The following is a 19,180-nucleotide window of genomic DNA, read 5'->3' as shown; positions in this document are numbered from 1 at the left end:
GGAGGAAGGGTTTTTTTGTGCTACCACATAGGAAAGTATAAGTTTTATGTTCCAGAAAACGGCTTTCCTATTGGCGATAAAAACTACATCTAAACGCGGTCGCTCATCTTTGAATGGCTTCGATAGAGGTTTTCTCACAAGATGCTCTTACTAGCTTTCCGATGTTCACCAGGTGTAGAGCCCGTTCTTTTCTTGAACATTTTGGAGAAATGGTGTAAATCTGCAAAACCGCAATAGAGCGCTATAGATTCGAGACTAAGATCTGTGTTTGTGAGCAGTTCCTTGGCGTGATTAACCCGCATGTTGATTAAATACTGGTGAGGCGAGATACCATATCGCTGCTTGAACATGAAACTGAATCTGGAAATGGATAGGCTAGCACGATTCGCCATATCCTCTAATGAAATGGGTTCGCTTAGATGATTAGAAAAGTAAGAAGTAATCCAGTTGAACGAATGTACAGGAGTCTGTTTCGCCTGAAAGTAAGTCTCTAGTAGAGAAATGATAATTTCCGTAACGAGATGTTGGGTTTTCAGCTGTATGAGCGGGTCCTGTTGCTGGGCATACTCAATAACCTGAAAAAGCGTTTCTTTCAATTTAGACGGGTTAGAGGGATGGACATGTACCGGCATTTGAATCCCATATAGATCGTTGATTGTTGGCTGCATCAGGTTCATATAAGGTGATAAATCAATCTGACCGGGTCGGGTGGGGAAGCTGTGTTCACGTTCGGAATTATAACATAAATCAAAATGAATATAAGGCGTAACGGTGTTAGTCAACCCTTCGAGGGTTACTAAGCTTCCCGGTTGAACGAGGCAGAATTGACCCGCTTGAAACATGTACTCCTTATGATCTACCCAAAAACAGCAAGTGCCTTCTTGAATATAAACGAATAGGTAATCAAGCAACCTACGTTCCGGAGATATCCACGGCTTACGAACGGCAAACTCACTTTGCCTAACAAACGGTACAATAGAATGTCGTTTCAATAATTCGTAGAGCATGCAGCTTCCTTTCTAGTACCAATAATTCTTTCTTATGTCTTATTGTAGTCCTTCATTGTACATATAATCCAGTTGTTTTTGACAATAATAAAACCTTGTTTGACAAAGATTTTGCACCATATGCCTCCTATAATAAAGCTATAATTATACAAAGAGGTGAGCAGAGGATGGGCATTCCGGAAACAAATAATAGTTATGAGTTACCCTCTATGGAAGACAACTATGAATTGTCTGCGCAGCAGAAAGAAATTTATCAGAAAAAAGGACATATTGTTCTTAGACAGGTGGCAAGCAAGTCTGAAATCGCTTCCTACGAGCCTGCTATTAGTCATTTGGTGAAAGAGTTGAATAATCATGATAAGCCGCTCGAACAGCGAGATACGTATGGTAAGGCCTTTATCCAAATCTCAAACCTGTGGGAGAAAAGTGAAGCGATCCGGAGATTCGTGCTAGCTAAAAGGTTTGCCAAAATCGCGGCTGATTTAATGGGAGTGGACGGGGTGCGAATTTATCATGATCAAGCCCTGTTTAAAGAACCTCACGGAGGTCATACCCCGTGGCATCAAGATCAAATTTATTGGCCGCTCGATACAGACAAGACGATTACCATGTGGATGCCGTTAGTTCCCATTTCTCAAGAGGTAGGATCTATGACATTTGCATCGGAGTCCCATCTAATGGGATACATTAATAAAATGGTCATTTCCGACGAATCCCACCGAACGCTTGCTGGCTATATTGAAGGCAAAGGGTTCGAAACGATGTCCCATGGTGCCATGGAGGCAGGCGATGCAACATTCCACTCCGGGTGGACACTGCACAGCGCGCCTGGAAACCCTACGGACACTATGCGTAAGGTGATGACGGTGATTTATTATGCCGACGGAATAAGAGTAGCCGAGCCGGATAGTAAAGCGCGTGAGAGTGATTTGAAATCGTGGTTTCCCGGTCTTCAACCAGGCGATTTGGCGGCAACAGCTTTAAATCCATTGGTTTACAGCCGCTCAGCAAATTAAACAAAGCTCGCTCCCTTTATATTTTGACAAGGGGAGCGAGCTTTTTTATGAAAATAGTTACCATCTTACAAACGATTCTTCTCCTGCTGTCGGAATTTACCTGGTGGCAGCTTCTTCTCTTCCATAAAGGTACGAGAAAAATAATGGACAGAAGAAAAGCCTGTGATTTCGGCGATTTCTTTAATTGAAAGCTCACTTGTCAAAAGCAAATGGGCCGCTTGGCGTATGCGTTCACTTCGAATGAAATCGGTAAAAGTCTCATGTATGCCCTCAGAAAATAAGCGTGATAGATGACGTTCTGAGACGTTGAGATAACCAGCAACATGTCCAAGATGAAGAGGCTGGGATAAGTTATCGCGGATATAAAGCTTGGCACGCTGCAGCAGAATATGGGTATTTTTACGGTGAAAATAAGGTTTAGTCATGTCTTTTCCGAATAATGAAAGAAAGGATACTAGAAGTGCGTAGGTAAGCGAGGGAATCGCAGCATGCGGTAAGCTCCCCCTCCCTTCTTGAATCAAGAGTGATTTCCACAAGTGGGCAGTTGGGTGATGATCGGCTTCATGAATGCAAACCTCGGCATGCTCAGCTAAGTCGTCGAATGCTTCACGCATGGTGTCGTCGCTCTGTGTTTCATCTAATTCGAATGCGACATAAACAATAAATAAGCCCTCTTTCGTACGAATTTGATGATTAATCCCCGGTCTCGAACAAAAGTGAGTACCTGCCCTGAGTGGATAGACAACACCTTTTTCCGTATACTCCCCCTCACCATCTATGATATAACAAACCTCAAAGAAAGAATGCTTATGGAGTTGATTGTCAAACATGCAATGGTTAACTCCCCAGTATTGAATTTTGAAGCAAGCGGCGGGTCCATGAACGACGTTCAGCACTTCATTAAGCATAGATTCGGTTTCTTTACATAAATACATAGGTTTCATCCTTCATTATAAAATGTCCTTATTTTGCAAAAAGGTGTCCTTTGGAGAAAAAGACAGAATGCCATTCATTTTCCTATAATTATAAATAAGAAAGCGAATAAATATCAACCGGATAAATGGAGGAAATGGGACTATGATCGAACAAAAAGATGTAGATTTTTATAAAGAAAATGGGTATTTACTCGTTAAGGGAGTTTTCAATCAACAGGAAGTTGAAGAAATGAGACAAGGCGTAGAGGGGATCATTAGCCGTGCTGCACAATCAAAGAATGATCATAATTCAGCATGGCAAGGCGATTTTCTTCCAGCAGAGGAGCTAAAAAAGCTTGTCTTAAAAGGCTTTCATGATGTGCATTATCACGATGCCGCGTTTATGCGAGCGGTGATTCATCCGAATATGGCTGCTGTGCTGACACAGATTATTGGTCCTAACGTGCAGCTGCACCATTCCAAAATGCTCGTTAAACCGCCAGAGAATGGCGCAGCTTTCCCGATGCACCAAGATTATCCTTATTTTCCGCACGAAAAGCACACCATGCTAGCTGCAAGTGTGCATCTGGATCATGCCGATGAGGAGAATGGCTGCCTGCGTGTCATTCCAGGTTCACATCGCACCGGTTCCTTGCCACATGTTGGCTCTTATTATTTGAATCATAAGGAATATCCGATTAAAGAGGGGACGCCTTGCGTGGCTGAAGCGGGTGATGTTCTGTTCTTCAATTACTTGACGATTCACGGTTCAGAGTCGAATAAGAGCTCTAGAACAAGAAGGAATGTATTGTTCCAATACCGCGAAGCCAGTGATTTTCCGACCGAAAATACGCATTTTGATTGGGGTATGGGTCTTATGGTTAGCGGGAAGAATCCGAATTTCACGAAGGTGAAACCTGATTTTAAAATCATCTAATAGAAGGAAGTAGGAGGCGCCCTAGGGATGCCTCTTTTTTATCATTGCTTCTGTTTGGAATCTGCTTTTGGTTCAAAGTTCATACAGGGCTTGCCGGAAGATGAAAGTACACTAAGACTGGGCATTGTCTGTGTTTTGAAGCCGTATGCTTTGCAGCCTCTAGGGAAATTGGCATCCCATGTAATGTAGAAATGTGGGCATTTCATGCAATTGATACGTTGTGATTCCGTCATATCTGTCCCTCTTATTTTAAGATAAATCTATTATAACCTATTAAAATGACGAATTTAAATAGGATTGGAACTGTCGACAAGAAGAGGCAAACCTCTCACAGCCATTAGGTTAGTATTATCCATGATGGAAATCACTGTGAGGAGGAATGGGAGTTGAAAACGTTTGATGTCATCCTAATTGGGAGTGGCCACAATGCTTTAATTACCGCTGCCTATTTAACACGCGCTGGGAGGAGCGTACTCGTTCTGGAGAAAAATGATCGTCCAGGCGGTTTCCTTCGTACGGAGGAGCTTACTTTACCGGGGTTCAAGCATGATGTCTATGCAGCGGCACATCCTCTTCTATTGACAGGTCCAGCTTATGCCGACCTTGGCGAAGCGCTTGAGGCTCGCGGGTTACGCTACTTAAACACGGACCTGCCAACTGGGGTCTCCATGGAGGACGGGCGAACGGCTGTATTCTCACGATCGTTCGAGGCGTTAATGGCAGAAGCCGAACGACTTGCCCCTGGCGATGGAGCTGCATTATCGTCCATGTTCGAGGCATTCAATCCTTATGCAGCAGATGTTTTTGCATTATTTAATTTGGATCTATCGCGCTCCAAAGCCTCAACTATCATCGAGAAACTATTACATAATAAGGGAAGTAAAGGATACTCCGAATTTGCGGCATCCATCTTCTCGACCGCTCGTAATACTGTAAGTTCCTTTCAATCACCTGTACTCCGAGCTATGTTGGCGCCGTGGGTATCTCATCTTGGACGTACGCCTGATGAAGTCGGCAGCGGGATTTGGGTGCCTCTCACTGCAATGGCATTAATGGGAGGGGGAATGCCAATTCCTGAAGGTGGAAGTGAAAAGCTTGCACAAGCACTTGCCCAGCTTATTCGGGACCAAGGTGGTATCATCCTAACGGAACAGGAAGCGGAGCGAATTGTAGTGAAGAACGGACGTGCAGTTGGTGTACGAACTTCGAAGGGAGAGGAGTATCGGGCGAAGCAAGCAGTCGTTGCGTCAACAAGTCCAGATCGGCTCTATCTCTCACTTTTGGCTGATGCTGAGATTAGTCCCCCGCTGATCGAGCAAGCGAAGCGGTTCCGCTATGGTAGGGGCTGTGTACAGATCCATCTCGCTCTGAGTGAACCGCCGCAATGGCCAGATGCTCGCTTTACTAAGGTTGGTCAGCCGCATTTAACAGATGGGCTCGATGGATTCACACAAGCCATTGCACAAGGAATGGCGGATTTGCTTCCAGCCAAGCCGACTTTCACTGTGGATTGTTCCACGAATCTGGATCCGTCTCGTGCGCCTGAAGGAAAGGCTATCATGCGTATTCAGGTGCTTGAGGTACCTTGTCGTCCTCGTGGCGATGCCGCTGGTCTTATCGATGTAGGTGATGGCAGTTGGACACCGGAGCTTACAGAGCGTTTCACTGAGCGAGTACTTACGATTGTAGGCAAGCATATCCCTAATATCCCGAGTGCCATTATTGGCCATGCCGTTGTCACGCCAGACACAATTGCCAGATTCAATCCTAATTCTGGTCCAGGTGATCCATATGGCGGGGCACATGATTTGGCGCAAAGCTATCTGTTTCGGCCACTACCGGGGCAGCCGAGTCATCAAACAGAAATTCCAAACGTATATATGTTGGGTGCAGCAACTTGGCCAGGGCACGGGATCAATGGAGGATCGGGTTATATAGTCGCCCAAAAGCTGCTGAAATAAAGATAAATGGCTGAGTCTCCTGTAGGTATTTTCCGCTTTTCTGGTTTCTGCGGTACGATAGGTGGTAAATATAGTCAGTGAAGGGGGAGATAACTTGTATTGGACGCGTAGGGAGTTAAAGATCAGAGCCAAAAACGTTCTGCGGACATCGTATTGGAAAGCTTTTCTGGTTAGTTTGGTATTGGCCGTGGTTAGTGGCGGGGTATCAAGCTGCTCCTATAATTCGGGTGGAAGTACATCGATGAGTCTTCCGGGGTTTAGCGGAGGAATGGGTGATGTCTCCGACGGAGCTGGTCTCGCTATTATCCTTATCTTTGCCTTCTTGGCAGCCGTGATTGGACTAGTGGCGTTAGCTTTTAATATCTTCGTTGTGGCTCCGCTAAAAGTTAGCGAACAGCAATATTTTAAACAAGCTGCACAGGATGATGTAAACATGAACTATCTCGTTTATTCGTTTACGAAAGGCAATTACTTAGCAATTGTTAAAGGTTGTTTTGGAGCGGCCTGCTTAATTTTTTATGGTTTTTGCTGCTCATTATTCCAGGTATTGTGAAGTCGTATGCATACAGCATGACGCCTTATATTTTGGCGGACAATCCTGGGATTGGGATGAAGAGAGCTGTTGATCTCAGTAATCAAATGACACGTGGGCAGAAGTGGAAAATGTTTGTGTTGGATCTTTCCTTTATTGGTTGGTTTATTCTAGGAACGATAGCACTGGGAATAGGCGTTTTATTCGTACTGCCTTACTATAACTCAACCAAAGCGGAGCTTTACTTGGTCCTTCGTGGGCAGGCGTTGCATGATGGGATAAGCAGCAGCGCGGAGCTGAATTTGCCTTATGTTTAGCTCGTGAGGGAAATAGCAAAAATGAGCCTGTCGATGAAATCGATAGGCTCTATTTTTATACTTAAGCATTTAATATGATTAAATCCATTGGAGCAAATACAATGAAATTTAACATGTTACTCATAAATGCATCGTTCTATTGGACAATATGCAATGGAATTCTCCTCCAAGCCTTCTCATGAGCCATTTTCGAGAATAACATTGGATTTATCCAATGGAATTGCTTTTAGACACTTCAATTAAAAGATTCCATTGGATATTGTGCAACAGAATATAATCGGACAGCTAATCTTCTTAGACAACAACCTCACATACACCTAAATAACCCCATTAGACACCCAATTAACCTCACAAACAACAAAAACAACCTCACAAACCAAAAACAAACTTCTCCTGTAGTTGACAGAATTTCTGAGTCATCCGTAGCACGACCTTAAACGGATTATTTAGCTGAACGTCAGTGTTTTAGAAGAACGTTGGGTGCTACAGTTGCTCCACTTGGTGGGTTTAGCCCTAAAAACCGCATACTTCCTTTCTTATTTCGTTAACACTACTCCGGTTTCAAAATACCCAGCAATTCAGGCAATGTAGCGATTTCATAACTTGGGCGATTATGAATCGGCGCCGTACGGTTATGATGATTGATCCAAACATTCCGCATGCCAACCCCTAACGCGCCTCTAATATCCGTATCTAAATTATCGCCAACCATGATCGTTTCTTCCACAGTGGTACCAAGCAGATTCAAAGCATGCTCAAAAATAGTCGGATCAGGTTTCCCTTTGCCGAAGGAGCCGGATATAAGAATATGATCAAAGTAAGCTGCTAAACCAGGAATGCTGTCTACTTTTTCTTGCTGCAAGTCTGGAGCGCCGTTCGTCATTAGCAGTAGTTGATAATTGTGATGCAAAGCATTCAAGACCTCGAAAGTTGTCTCATAAACCAAGGGACGCTCTCTTCGCTCGCGAGCAAATCGCACGGCAAGCTTCTCACCTAGTATGGGATCATCGATGCCTAGTTTGAACAAGCCTTGTGTCCACGATTCCTTCTGGTAGATGGGGGCGAACTGTTCCAGCTCCAGAAAGGAAGGATGCTCTTTGGAATCGAAGCGTCCCCAGAGTGCTTCCAAGTGAGTAACCTCAATCATTTTGGCAAATTCATAACAGGCCATTGAACGAAATAGGTGCTCAGATGACTCACGTACCGCACTTTCAAGTGCTGCAGCATTCACGTTGACGGACTCGGAAGCCATACGACATGTTTCTTGAAAGGCTTCATTTATACTTTGTTCATCCCACAGTAACGTATTGTCTAAATCAAAAATAATCGCTTTGATAGGTTTCATTATCCATAATCCTCCCATATGTTCTATACATAATTTGCTTCATAAATAAAAGGAAGTCAACCGTAATTTTAGAGAAAACAATAAAAAATACAACCAACAAACAACTAAAACAAAATAAAACAAATTAAAAACACAAAATTTACATGGATTTAACCTTGCGATTACAAATGCTGTGTAAGATATAAATAAGACGCAACCAAATCCACATGAGGTGATACCAAATGCCAACCAACCATGAACATAAGACCTACATGAAGACGGAAGGCGATATTAATTTGACCGAAGCACGGTCAGCATGGTGGACCGAGCAGGTTGATGATTCTGCACAAGCGTATCTGCAAGAGGATGAGGATGTATTCTTACACCAAACCTTATCAACACCGTGTCTGAATGTGCTCACATCCTGCGAGGGTATTTATGTAGAAGATATGCAAGGCAGGAGAATCATGGATTTCCATGGCAATAACGTGCATCAGCTCGGCTTTGGCCATCCCGCTGTGATTGAAGCGGTCAAACAGCAGCTTGATCTGCTTTCCTTCTGCACAAGAAGATATACGAATCTGCCTGCGATTGAGCTTGCCAACAAATTAGTCGCGTTAACAGATGGGGCTCTGAATAGGGTGCTATTCGCGCCTGGAGCAACATCGGCCATCGGCATGGCTTTGAAGCTGGCACGCGCAGTAACAGGGAAATACAAGACCTTATCGATGTGGGGAGCCTTTCATGGTGCATCGCTTGATGCCATTTCCGTTGGCGGAGAGGGAGCATTTCGCAGAGGCTTAGGGCCTTTGCTGCCAGGAGCGGAGCATGTCATTCCATTTAACTCTTACCGCTGTGTGTTTGGCTGCCAAGATGAGGCTCACTCCCTTTGCTTGAAGCCGATCGAGTATGTCCTTGAGCAGGATGGAGAAATCGGCGCAGTCGTTATCGAGACGATTCGCAATACCGATGTACAGATTCCACCTATTGCTTATTATCAGAAGCTGCGAGAGCTCTGTGATCAATATGGCGCCTTGTTAATTGTGGACGAGACGGCGACAGCGTTCGGTCGAACCGGTAAGATGTTTGCCTACCAGCATTATGGAATTGAACCAGACATGATGGTTCTTGGCAAAGGATTAGGTGGCGGGGTTTTCCCCATGGCTGCTTTGCTCGTAAAGGAAGAACTGAACAAGGCACAGGAGATGTCCATCGGACACTACACACATGAGAAGTCTCCTGTTGGGGCTGCCGCTGGGCTTGCGACAATACGAGTCATAGAGGAAGAGAACTTGCTGGATCATACAAATTGCTTAGCAGCTTTCATGAAGCAGCGGCTGCAAAACATGATGGAGAAGTATCCAATCATTGGCGATATTCGTCAAATCGGTTTGCTCGTTGCTGTTGAACTAGTAACAGATCGTAAGACGAAGGAGCCTGCCGTCAAAGAGGCAGAACGTGTGATGTACAGCTGTTTAGCAAGAGGGCTTAATTTTAAAGTATCCAAGGGAAATGTTCTTACCCTATCGCCACCTTTGATCATTACCGAAGATGAGCTAAGTAGGGCACTGGATATTTTGGAAGTGAGTATTGCCGAGCTTTAACAAACAATGACATCAGTCAAACAGGAGGTATTTCAATGATACAAGCAGTTGTTTTTGATTGGGCGGGGACGATGGTGGATTACGGTTGTTTTGCTCCGTTAAATGTATTTATGGAAGTTTTCCGCAAAAGAGAGATTGCGATCACGATTGAAGAGGCAAGAGCACCGATGGGGCTGCTCAAGCGAGATCACATTCGCGAAATCTTACGGATGGAGCGGGTAGCCAGCTTATGGCGTGAGCGTTACGGCCAGCTTCCGCAAGAATCCGACATTGACACGCTTTATGCTGATTTCGAGCCCATGCTGCTAGCGATCGTGCATCAATATGCAGAGCCGATTCCCGGAGCTCTAGCACTAGTTGATCGTTTGCGTCGAAAGGACATCCGTATAGGCTCAACAACAGGTTATACAGCCGAAATGATGGCGATTGTAACCGTCGAGGCGAAGAAGCGAGGCTATGCACCTGACCATTTGGTCACACCGAATGATGTACCTGCAGGACGTCCTTATCCTTGGATGATGTATGAGAACGCTGCCGCTCTGAATGTCTTCCCTATGTATAACGTAATCAAGGTAGGAGATACAGTGAGTGATGTTCAAGAAGGTGTTAATGCCGGTGCTTGGACAATTGGCGTAGTAAAGGGTAGCAGCGAGCTGGGCATGAGCGAAGAAGAGGTAGCGACATGTCCTCCTGATAAGCTGCAGGAGCGTATGGATGTAGTAGCAGCTAAATTTCGCCAAGAAGGCGCCCACTATGTCATAGATTCAATCGGTGAGTTGGATATTTTAATCCCAGTTATCAATCAACGACTTCAAAGAGGAGAACGACCATGACGATAAACATCAATCAATTGCCAGATAACCCATACCTGTTGTTAACCCCAGGGCCTTTGTCGACAAGTAAAAAAGTAAAGGCAGCCATGCTTCGCGACTGGTGTACATGGGATCAAGACTACAATCAACTGGTTCAGTCGATACGCAGCCGTCTTGTAACGATGGCATCAAGTAGCCCGGATGATTACACGACCGTGCTTATGCAAGGAAGCGGCACTTTTTGTGTAGAATCCGTGATTGGCTCGGTTATTCCTAGAAACGGCAAGCTGCTCATTTTAACCAATGGTGCTTATGGTAAAAGAATGGCTCAGATGGCGGAAGTCCTCGGTATTTACTCGATCGTATTGGATTCAGGTGAAACGAGTCCGGTGAATGTGAAACAGATGGAGGAAGTACTGAAGGTGGATGCATCCATCACTCATGTGGCTGTTGTTCACGTTGAAACGACCACGGGGATGATGAATCCCATTGCCGATGTGGCTCGCGTGGCTAAGCAGTACGGTAAAACAGTCATTGTGGATGCAATGAGCTCCTTTGGTGGCATTCCCATTGATGTTGCAGAGCTTGGCATTGATTATTTAATCAGCAGCGCGAATAAATGCATTCAAGGTGTACCTGGCTTTGGTTTCATCATTGCTCGTAAAGAACCCTTGTACACATGTAAAGGCTTAGGTCGCTCCTTGTCCTTAGATCTCTATGATCAATGGGAGACAATGGAACAAGGGAATGGCAAGTGGCGATATACGTCGCCTACACATACTGTTCGTGCCTTTGATCAAGCGCTTCAGGAATTAGAGGAAGAGGGAGGCGTTGCACGTAGATTTGCAAGGTTCACGAGTAATCAACAGACATTAGTTGCAGGAATGCAGCGTATGGGATTGCAGACTTTATTGCCGGCTGAGCTCCAATCACCAATCATTACGTCTTTCTTATATCCGGATTCACCTGTGTTTTCCTTTGATGAGTTCTACAAACGTATTAAACAAGAAGGCTTCGTCATCTATCCGGGCAAAATAACAACTGCAGCTACGTTCCGAATTGGCAATATTGGTGATGTTCATCTCCCTGACATTGAACGATTGCTGGTTGGTATGGAAAAACAGCTATTTTGGAAAACAACTTAAAAACAACTAAATAAATATAAAAACAATATATTAACTTGTATTTAATACTGATTTTAAAAAACTATTTTATAATGAATCTATCAGGAAGAAATAAACCAACTGGTACAAATACAAGGGAGTGGGATAAGAAAAGATGAAAAGATCTATTAGTAGTACAGCGGCTATGTTGACGGTTGTATGTATGCTAGCAGCTTGTGGTGGTAAGGCAGTAAATACGGACGGAGCTAAAACAAACCCAGCAGCAACAACGGCAGCAAGTTCAAGCGCAGAATCAACCGTGGATACCAAAAGCAAGGATTTAACGGTGTATACGGCTTTAGAAGATGATATTATCAAAACGTATCTGACGACTTTTAAAACGAAATATCCCGATGTGAAAGTAAACATTGTTCGTGATTCCACAGGGATTGTCACAGCAAAATTGCTTGCCGAGAAAGATAATACCCAAGCTGACGTTGTATGGGGATTAGCAGCAACAAGCTTGTTGGTGCTTGATCAAAATAGCATGTTGGAGCCCTACGCTCCTAAAGGTGTAGAGCGTATTCTTCCGGAGTTTAAAGATAAAAATACGGTAACCCACTGGGTAGGTATTGATGCATGGGAAACAGCGTTCATCGTCAACAAAGTGGAGATGGAGAAACGCAAGCTGGCTATTCCACAATCCTATGAAGATTTGGTGAAACCGGAATACAAAGGGCTTATCACCATGCCGAACCCATCTTCTTCAGGAACTGGTTTCTTGACGGTATCCGGTCTCGTTCAATTGAAAGGGAAAGATGCAGCTTGGGACTATATGAACAAATTGCATGACAACATAGCGATGTATGTTCACTCCGGTTCCAAACCAGCTAAATTAGCAGGTACAGGCGAATATCCAATCGGCATTTCCTTCGGTTACCGTGGTATTCAGGAGAAAAAAGGTGGTTCGCCGGTTGAAGTTGTATTCCCTAAGGAAGGTTCCGGCTGGGATGTAGAAGCGAATGCACTTATGAAAAAGAAAGTGGTTAAGCAAGTTGCAAAAGACTTCCTTGATTGGGCAATTACCGACGAGGTTATGAAAGAATACAACAAAAACTATGCGATTCTAGCCATTAAAACAGATTCAGCTAAAGTACCTGATGGTTACTCTGTAGATCCCATGAAACAACTGATTAAGAATGATTTGAATGATGCTGCGAAAAATCGCGATACGGTTTTGGCAGAATGGGACAAGCGTTTTAACGCGAAAAGCGAACCGAAAAAATAAAGGGACAACCATAAAACGGCTGACTGCGAACTAGCCTTGCAGCCAGTCGTTTTTGCATCAAAAGGAAGAATAAGTAATGAAACACAACCAAAACAAACAAATTACACAGAAAAGACAATGGGTTAATAAAACGATAACAATCCAAGCTTATACTAAAACTATCAAGACTAAGGAGGCTGCTTGCCATGACACAAGCTTACCTGTCCATTCAAGGTGTAGATAAATCATTCGGCTCTTTCAGCGCTTTGAAAGAGATTAATATTGATATTCAGAAGAACGAATTCATTTGTCTGCTCGGTCCAAGCGGCTGTGGGAAAACAACATTACTTCGTATTATCGCTGGCCTAGAGAAGCCATCGCATGGCCGTATTACCGTTGGTGGCAAAGATATTACCTCTCTGCCTCCTGCCCAAAGAAACTTCGGTATGGTGTTCCAATCGTACGCGCTATTTCCAAATCTAACGGCCTATCAGAATGTGGCATATGGCTTACAAGGTAAGAAGTTCTCGAAGAAAGAAATCGACGAGAAAGTTCGGGAAGTCCTCTCATTAGTTGATCTGACGCATCTTCATGATCGTTATCCGGCTCAGCTCTCCGGCGGGCAGCAGCAGCGTATTGCGCTGGCACGTGCCATTGTGCTTTCGCCAGATTTTCTTCTTTTGGATGAGCCGCTTTCTGCTTTGGATGCCAAAGTTCGGGTTAAGCTTCGTGAGCAAATCTGTGATTTGCAAGAAAAGCTCGGCATCACGACCGTCATGGTCACGCATGATCAAGAAGAAGCCCTCACGATGGCTGATCGTATTGTGGTGATGAAAAACGCGGAGGTTGTGCAAATTGGTACTCCAGAGCAAGTGTATGATGAACCGAATTCACCTTTTGTCGCCGATTTTATAGGATCGATTAATTTCTTGAAGGGTGATCTGCAAGGAGGGCACTCATCGCAAAAGAATTTGGCAGTTCGGCCCGAGCATATTCGGCTATCTGCTCCAGGCTCGAATAGCGGAATTCAGGCGATTGTCAAGCATGTCGAGTTTAGAGGCGCTTTCTACAGACTGCTGCTTCAACCAACTGATGGTTTCGGAAGTGAACATGGAGATGAGCTGTTAACTGTCGATGTCTCAGCCCATATCTCGCACAATCTCGGGCTGACGAAGCATGCTGAAGTTACGGTTGAATTCCCGCAGGAGAAAATGATTACCTTCTCAACTGAAGCTATGGTAGGTGCCTAATGAACAAGGGAACAGTCATCATGAATCCGCCAATTCGCCGCAACTGGGGAGCCTTCTTTTCTTTGCAAAATGTGTTGATCGTTGTGCTTGTACTTACCTTAACGACGAGTACACTAATCCCGTTAATCCTATTATTTAGCAAGGCTTTCCTGAGTAAAAATGAGGAATTTATCGGATTTTCCAACTTTATCCAATATTTCTCGACACCATCTTTAATACAATCGTTAACAAATACGATTTGGATTTCAGTGCTTTCCACGGCTGTCGCGGTCACTCTCGCTTTCGCCTATGCTTATGGAATAAGCCGGACGGCCGTTCGTGGCAAAAGTTATTTTCATTACGTTGCGCTGCTGCCGCTCTTTGAGCCTACGATGATGCATGGGATTGCGCTAACGTATTTGTTTGGGAATCAAGGTATCATCACGAACGGATTCTTCGGTCTCTTGCCAGGGCTGCGAATTCCTATTTATGGACCGATCGGTATCGTCATATCTGAGGTCATTTATTTATTTCCCCAAGCCTTTCTTATCTTTATCACTGCATTGTCGATTACCGACCAGCGGCTCTATGAAGCAGCGGAATCGCTTGGCGCTAATAAAGTGAAAACCTTTCTTACGGTTACGTTACCGTCAGTCAAATATGGCTTAATTAGTGCTATTTTCGTTTGTTTTACGGCTAGCTTTACGGACTTCGGGGCGCCTCAAGCAATCGGGGGAAAGTTTAATGTACTTGCAACGGATATTTACAAACAGGTAATTGGCCAGCAAAACTTATCCATGGGTGCAACGGTAGGGATCTTACTGACGATTCCTGCTGTCATTGCTTTCGCTGTAGACCGATTCGTCGATAGGAAGCAGCGTTCGATGCTTTCTTCCAAATCAACACCTTATCGGGTCCCGGATGGGCGCACAAGGAATAGGCTTTATCAAGTGCTGTGTTGGGTTATTTCCATCGCGATCTTGATCCCATTATTGACGATTTTGTTTGCTTCACTGATCAAGGTGTGGCCTTATAATTTGAGCTTTAGCTTGAAACATTTCGATTTCTCGAGTGTAGCGGGGTCGGGTTTGGAACCCTTTTGGAATTCGCTTAAAGTATCATTCATAACAGCAATAATTGGGACCATAATGACTTTTGTTTTCGCATATTTAATTGAAAAGTCGAGAACGATGAAGGGACTTCGGCAGGTCGGATATTTCCTTTCGATTATTCCGCTAGCGCTTCCGGGTATGGTTATCGGCTTGGCTTATATTTTCTTTTTTAACGATCCAGGCAATCCGCTCAATTGGATATATGGGACGATGGCGATCATTGTGCTTGCGAATATCACACATTTCTATGCGGTTCCATTCATTACGGCTACGACGGCATTGAAAAAGCTAGACAAAGAATTCGAGCTCGTCTCGGAGTCCATGCGCGTCTCTTTTTACAAAACATTTCTGAAAGTAACGGTTCCCATGTCATTGCCGGCAATCGTAGAGATTGCCATGTACTTTTTCGTCAACTCGATGGTTACTGTTTCTGCGGTTGTATTCCTCCGGTCTGCGGACATGAACTTGGCTGCTGTTGCTTTGGTGAATATGGAAGATGCAGGGGATGTTGCTGCTGCTGCCGCGATGTCTACACTAATTGTAGCGACGAATATTATCGTTCGTATCGTGTACGAGCTCATTTTGAATAAGGTGAAAAAGAGAACCGCTGCTTGGCAAATGCCTAAGTAAGACCATATAATTACATTAAAATGATGCACATAAACTGGGGGCTTACACGACATGTCGTTAATCGGTGAAGAGCGGAAGGATTACATTCTTAACCAGTTGAACCTGGAAGGCAAAGTAAAAACGAATGATTTGGTAGATAATCTGAATGTTTCTTCGGAGACGATACGTCGCTATTTGGAGGAGCTGGAAGAGGAGAATAAGTTAAAGCGGGTGTATGGCGGTGCGGTCAAGATTAATTTATCTCGCGAAGAGCCATCCCATCTCAAAAGGGAAGTCCTGTATGCGGATGAGAAGCGCAAGATCGGAAGAGCTGCTGCTACATTTGTTGAGGACAATGATGTCATCTTCATTGATGACGGCACAACGACCTTACATGTGATTGATTATTTGCTTAACAAAAAGAACCTAACGGTGTTGACCACTTCGATTCCAGCTTTGTATTTGTTGATTGATTATAAGAACAAGGAACTTTATTCTGGGGACATTTATTTCCTAGGTGGCAAGGTGAATGCCATGCATTCTCGTGTTACTGGTTCACTGGCTGAGAAGATGGTAGAAAGCTTTTACGCAGATAAAGCTTTCCTTTCTGTAGACGGCATGATGATAGACAAAGGGATAACGGGCTTCGATGAAGAGAAGGGTCAATTGACAGGGCAATTCCTTAAACATGCCAAGCAAAGCATTGTTCTAACCGATCAATCGAAGATTGGCCTCGTGCAATTTTATAAAATTGCTGACTTGAAAGAGATTGACATTATTGTTAGTGATGTCCCTGCGCCTCAAGAATGGGAAGAGTATTTGGTCAAAAAAGATGTGACTTGGATCGCAGCGCAATAATGTTGATAAGAAGAATCTGGCAGCTGGCCAGGTTCTTTTTTTACACGCCAGAATTGCTATTGAGGTGAGCAAAACTTCCCCCTTATTTAACGCTCTGGTGAAGCATGCGCCAGCGAAAACCAACTGAGAAGTCGGAAAAGACCTTCTCAGTCCTCAACCCAGACCTCACGCGCCGTAGTCGGCAGCTGAGAGGTCTTTTTATGCGCTCTGGCGAAGCAAGCGCCAGCGAAAACCAACTGAGAAGTCAGAAAAGGCCTTCTCAGTCCTCCACAACCCAGACCTCACACGCCGTAATCGGCAGCTGAGAGGTCTTTTTTGGCGCTCTGGCGAAGCACGCGCCAGTGAAAACCAGCTGAGAAGTCGGAAAAAGCCTTCTCAGTCCTTAACCCAGACCTCACACGCCGTAGTCGGCAGCTGAGAGGTCTTTTTTTCCTTCTAAGTCCTCTTTTTTGTGATGATAGCATTCTGCGCTTAACCCCAATTATGGTACCTGAGACGCTGGAATTCAGCGCAAAAGTGTGTGAATCGTGTTCAAGTGTTGCCATAGATCCTGCCTTGCATGATCTCATATCCCATTATCCTGTCTATGTAATTGTCTATCACATATAATATGGGTATGAAGACAAATTTGAGGAGATGATGGGTTTGTCAGTCCTGGTACCAGTGCCGCAATCGAAAATGAATATCGGTAATTTCAAGCATACGATCACGATGTTGATGGGGATGTGGCTTATTATTGGTTTATTTATTGACGGCTTCGCTCATAACCACGGTGCGGTTGAAACCTTTTTTACGCCTTGGCATGCCATTTTGTATTCGGGGTATCTGGCATGTGCCGTGTGGATTTTCTATCTGACTTATCAGAACAAATCTAGGGCTAATCATGCAACTTGGGTGCAGGCGATCCCGATAGGTTACAAGCTTGGTGTGGCAGGGGTGATCATCTTTTTCTTAGGCGGTCTTGGTGATATGTACTGGCATACGGTGTTTGGAATTGAGAAAAATATCGATGCTCTGCTGAGCCCAACCCATTTGATCTTATTGACGGGTGCACTTATGATCCTGACTAGTCCGTACCGTGCGATCAGTCACGCTGAAGATGAGGTTTCACCTACCTTTCGCCAATTGCTGCCTGCTTTGACCTCGGTTGCCTTAACCTTTGCTGTCATGGCCTTCTTTCTCATGTATGCTTGGTCATTCCGCCAAAATCTATGGATGGCAAGGGAAGAAGATGCGATCGCAAGAGCCATCGTGGATTTCCTGATTACAACGATGCTGTTAGTCTTACCTGTCATGCTAGTTCTGAGGAGATGGAAACTCCCATTCGGTACCGTCACTTATTTCTTTGTTTTCCAAGCGGTGCTAATGGCGATACTGGATGGCTTTTCTCAATACGGATCTATTGTGATTTTATTGATTTGCGGGATTGCTGCTGATTTGATGTTTAGGTTTATTAAACAGTTGGAAGCGAGCGATTGGCGATATAAGGTTGTTTTCTTTGTTATTCCTGTTTTAATCTGGGGCTTATATTTTGCAGATTTGAGCATTTTTCATACATTGGACTGGGCGCCGGAGCTTTGGGGAGGAACGATGTTCATCTGTGGGCTCTGTTCACTGGGATTAAGCATTCTCGCGGCTCCAATTGTGCATAGAAAAAGCTGATGAAAACAACGGTAATTGTCCCTATAGCTATGATTTTCCTTTTAACCGCTTGCGGTACGCAGCCCACAAAACATGACATGATGGGGATGCCGATGACGACAACATCTCCTTCAACACATGTTCACCAAAATGACGCGATTGCTCATTTTTCAGTCGCGTCGAAGCAATATTTGCCTAGTGAGGATGCATCTGTGACGATTCTCATCCAAAATAAATGGAATAAACCGATTGATAAATTCGACATCATGCATGAAAAGCTGCTGCACTTGATCGTTGTCAGTAAGGATCTTACCTATTTTGACCATCTTCATCCCGAATACGTCGGCGGAGGTAGATTTGAAATCAAGACAAAGTTCCCGGCAGGTGGCCATTATCAGCTGATCGCCGATTTTACGCCGCAAGGCATGGGGGAGACGATTCAAACCCACTGGGTAACGATTAACGGGCAGCAAAAGAAAGAAGAAAAACTTCTTCCTGATACGGATCTTACGAAAAGAGTCGGCGATAAAGAAGTAACGCTTTCCTTCGACCATTTAATGGCTGGTATGGATTTAAAAATGAACTTTGCCATTAGAAGTGCTGAAACGAAAAAGCCTATAACTGATTTGCAGCCCTATCTAGGCAGTCTAGGTCATGTAGTGGCTATAAGTTCAGATGCCAAGGAGTTCGTCCATGTGCATCCGAATGATTCGAATACTTCCGGACCCGATGCAGCTTTCACCATCCACTTCCCCAAAAGTGGTATCTACAAAATCTGGGGTCAATTTCAGCATCAGAATGAAGTGTTCATTGTCCCTTTTATCATAAAAGTATAATTTGTAATCAAAAAGAAATGTGTTATTCATCTGGGCTTAATGAAACAAGCTTATAATAAAACTCGACCCCCTTTAAAATATATATACCTTAAGACCCGCGG

17 protein-coding genes are annotated in these 19,180 nt (G+C 44.3%); 14 read left to right on the top strand and 3 right to left on the bottom strand.

Going from position 1 to position 19,180, the window contains the following annotated elements:
• Positions 1–134: 134 nt before the first annotated feature.
• Complete coding sequence (locus tag GC098_RS05380; protein WP_171641646.1) at positions 135–1,007, bottom strand: helix-turn-helix domain-containing protein; 873 nt, start codon at positions 1,005–1,007, stop codon at positions 135–137.
• A 167-nt stretch (positions 1,008–1,174) separates the two neighbouring features.
• Here GC098_RS05380 and GC098_RS05375 point away from each other — a divergent pair, with 167 nt between their 5' ends.
• Positions 1,175–2,023 carry a phytanoyl-CoA dioxygenase family protein gene (locus GC098_RS05375; protein ID WP_171641644.1) on the top strand — a complete coding sequence of 283 codons (849 nt, stop codon included), beginning with the start codon at positions 1,175–1,177 and terminating at the stop codon, positions 2,021–2,023.
• A gap of 65 nt (positions 2,024–2,088) precedes the next feature.
• Here the strand turns inward: GC098_RS05375 and GC098_RS05370 are convergent, their stop codons facing one another.
• On the bottom strand, positions 2,089–2,931 hold the full coding sequence (locus GC098_RS05370; RefSeq protein ID WP_216625160.1) for an AraC family transcriptional regulator: 843 nt from the start codon (positions 2,929–2,931) through the stop codon (positions 2,089–2,091).
• Positions 2,932–3,100: 169 nt separating this feature from the next.
• Here GC098_RS05370 and GC098_RS05365 point away from each other — a divergent pair, with 169 nt between their 5' ends.
• From GC098_RS05365 to GC098_RS39500, 4 genes are all read left to right on the top strand, one after another.
• Positions 3,101–3,874, top strand: coding sequence for a phytanoyl-CoA dioxygenase family protein (locus GC098_RS05365; RefSeq protein ID WP_171641639.1), 774 nt, complete (start codon positions 3,101–3,103; stop codon positions 3,872–3,874).
• 386 nt (positions 3,875–4,260) lie between these two features.
• The gene (locus GC098_RS05360) at positions 4,261–5,835 is read left to right on the top strand and encodes a phytoene desaturase family protein (protein WP_171641637.1); all 1,575 of its coding nucleotides are present in this window, start codon (positions 4,261–4,263) and stop codon (positions 5,833–5,835) included.
• A gap of 94 nt (positions 5,836–5,929) precedes the next feature.
• On the top strand, positions 5,930–6,388 hold the full coding sequence (locus GC098_RS39505; protein ID WP_216625159.1) for a hypothetical protein: 459 nt from the start codon (positions 5,930–5,932) through the stop codon (positions 6,386–6,388).
• Positions 6,361–6,684 carry a DUF975 family protein gene (locus GC098_RS39500; RefSeq protein ID WP_216625158.1) on the top strand — a complete coding sequence of 108 codons (324 nt, stop codon included), beginning with the start codon at positions 6,361–6,363 and terminating at the stop codon, positions 6,682–6,684. The genes GC098_RS39505 and GC098_RS39500 overlap by 28 nt, the downstream gene beginning before the upstream one ends.
• A 550-nt stretch (positions 6,685–7,234) precedes the next feature.
• Here the strand turns inward: GC098_RS39500 and GC098_RS05350 are convergent.
• Entirely contained in the window at positions 7,235–8,029 is a 795-nt protein-coding gene (locus GC098_RS05350; RefSeq protein ID WP_246358432.1) for an HAD family hydrolase, read from the bottom strand.
• Positions 8,030–8,250: 221 nt separating this feature from the next.
• Here GC098_RS05350 and pbfA point away from each other — a divergent pair, with 221 nt between their 5' ends.
• From pbfA to GC098_RS05305, 9 genes are all read left to right on the top strand, one after another.
• The gene (pbfA, locus tag GC098_RS05345; protein ID WP_171641633.1) at positions 8,251–9,612 is read left to right on the top strand and encodes a (R)-1-hydroxy-2-aminoethylphosphonate ammonia-lyase; all 1,362 of its coding nucleotides are present in this window, start codon (positions 8,251–8,253) and stop codon (positions 9,610–9,612) included.
• A 35-nt stretch (positions 9,613–9,647) separates the two neighbouring features.
• The gene (gene phnX, locus GC098_RS05340) at positions 9,648–10,445 is read left to right on the top strand and encodes a phosphonoacetaldehyde hydrolase (RefSeq protein ID WP_171641631.1); all 798 of its coding nucleotides are present in this window, start codon (positions 9,648–9,650) and stop codon (positions 10,443–10,445) included.
• A gap of 2 nt (positions 10,446–10,447) precedes the next feature.
• Complete coding sequence (phnW, locus tag GC098_RS05335) at positions 10,448–11,569, top strand: 2-aminoethylphosphonate--pyruvate transaminase (RefSeq protein WP_376773836.1); 1,122 nt, start codon at positions 10,448–10,450, stop codon at positions 11,567–11,569.
• A gap of 133 nt (positions 11,570–11,702) precedes the next feature.
• Entirely contained in the window at positions 11,703–12,815 is a 1,113-nt protein-coding gene (locus tag GC098_RS05330; protein WP_171641627.1) for a putative 2-aminoethylphosphonate ABC transporter substrate-binding protein, read from the top strand.
• 185 nt (positions 12,816–13,000) lie between these two features.
• Positions 13,001–14,044, top strand: coding sequence for a putative 2-aminoethylphosphonate ABC transporter ATP-binding protein (locus tag GC098_RS05325; RefSeq protein WP_171641626.1), 1,044 nt, complete (start codon positions 13,001–13,003; stop codon positions 14,042–14,044).
• Complete coding sequence (locus GC098_RS05320; RefSeq protein ID WP_171641624.1) at positions 14,044–15,765, top strand: putative 2-aminoethylphosphonate ABC transporter permease subunit; 1,722 nt, start codon at positions 14,044–14,046, stop codon at positions 15,763–15,765. Before GC098_RS05325 ends, GC098_RS05320 begins: the two co-directional genes overlap by 1 nt.
• Positions 15,766–15,816: 51 nt before the next feature.
• The gene (locus tag GC098_RS05315) at positions 15,817–16,602 is read left to right on the top strand and encodes a DeoR/GlpR family DNA-binding transcription regulator (protein WP_171641622.1); all 786 of its coding nucleotides are present in this window, start codon (positions 15,817–15,819) and stop codon (positions 16,600–16,602) included.
• A gap of 645 nt (positions 16,603–17,247) precedes the next feature.
• Complete coding sequence (locus GC098_RS05310) at positions 17,248–18,264, top strand: hypothetical protein (protein ID WP_171641620.1); 1,017 nt, start codon at positions 17,248–17,250, stop codon at positions 18,262–18,264.
• Entirely contained in the window at positions 18,264–19,079 is an 816-nt protein-coding gene (locus GC098_RS05305; RefSeq protein WP_171641618.1) for a DUF8832 domain-containing protein, read from the top strand. The genes GC098_RS05310 and GC098_RS05305 overlap by 1 nt, the downstream gene beginning before the upstream one ends.
• Positions 19,080–19,180 lie beyond the last annotated feature (101 nt).

It is taken from the genome of Paenibacillus phytorum (assembly GCF_013141715.1).
Lineage (GTDB): Bacteria > Bacillota > Bacilli > Paenibacillales > NBRC-103111 > Paenibacillus_E > Paenibacillus_E phytorum.
Note: the sequence above shows the minus strand (reverse complement) of the source record. Positions and strands in the feature narration are given on the sequence as shown.

Excerpts from the sequence above, each read along its gene's own strand:
- GC098_RS05380 (WP_171641646.1), bottom strand. The coding sequence starts at position 1,007 with ATGCTCTACGAATTATTGAAACGACATTCTATTGTACCGTTTGTTAGG.
- GC098_RS05375 (WP_171641644.1), top strand. The coding sequence starts at position 1,175 with ATGGGCATTCCGGAAACAAATAATAGTTATGAGTTACCCTCTATGGAA.
- GC098_RS05370 (WP_216625160.1), bottom strand. The coding sequence starts at position 2,931 with ATGCTTAATGAAGTGCTGAACGTCGTTCATGGACCCGCCGCTTGCTTC.
- GC098_RS05365 (WP_171641639.1), top strand. The coding sequence starts at position 3,101 with ATGATCGAACAAAAAGATGTAGATTTTTATAAAGAAAATGGGTATTTA.
- GC098_RS05350 (WP_246358432.1), bottom strand. The coding sequence starts at position 8,029 with ATGAAACCTATCAAAGCGATTATTTTTGATTTAGACAATACGTTACTG.
- pbfA (WP_171641633.1), top strand. The coding sequence starts at position 8,251 with ATGCCAACCAACCATGAACATAAGACCTACATGAAGACGGAAGGCGAT.
- phnX (WP_171641631.1), top strand. The coding sequence starts at position 9,648 with ATGATACAAGCAGTTGTTTTTGATTGGGCGGGGACGATGGTGGATTAC.
- GC098_RS05330 (WP_171641627.1), top strand. The coding sequence starts at position 11,703 with ATGAAAAGATCTATTAGTAGTACAGCGGCTATGTTGACGGTTGTATGT.
- GC098_RS05325 (WP_171641626.1), top strand. The coding sequence starts at position 13,001 with ATGACACAAGCTTACCTGTCCATTCAAGGTGTAGATAAATCATTCGGC.
- GC098_RS05320 (WP_171641624.1), top strand. The coding sequence starts at position 14,044 with ATGAACAAGGGAACAGTCATCATGAATCCGCCAATTCGCCGCAACTGG.
- GC098_RS05315 (WP_171641622.1), top strand. The coding sequence starts at position 15,817 with ATGTCGTTAATCGGTGAAGAGCGGAAGGATTACATTCTTAACCAGTTG.
- GC098_RS05305 (WP_171641618.1), top strand. The coding sequence starts at position 18,264 with ATGAAAACAACGGTAATTGTCCCTATAGCTATGATTTTCCTTTTAACC.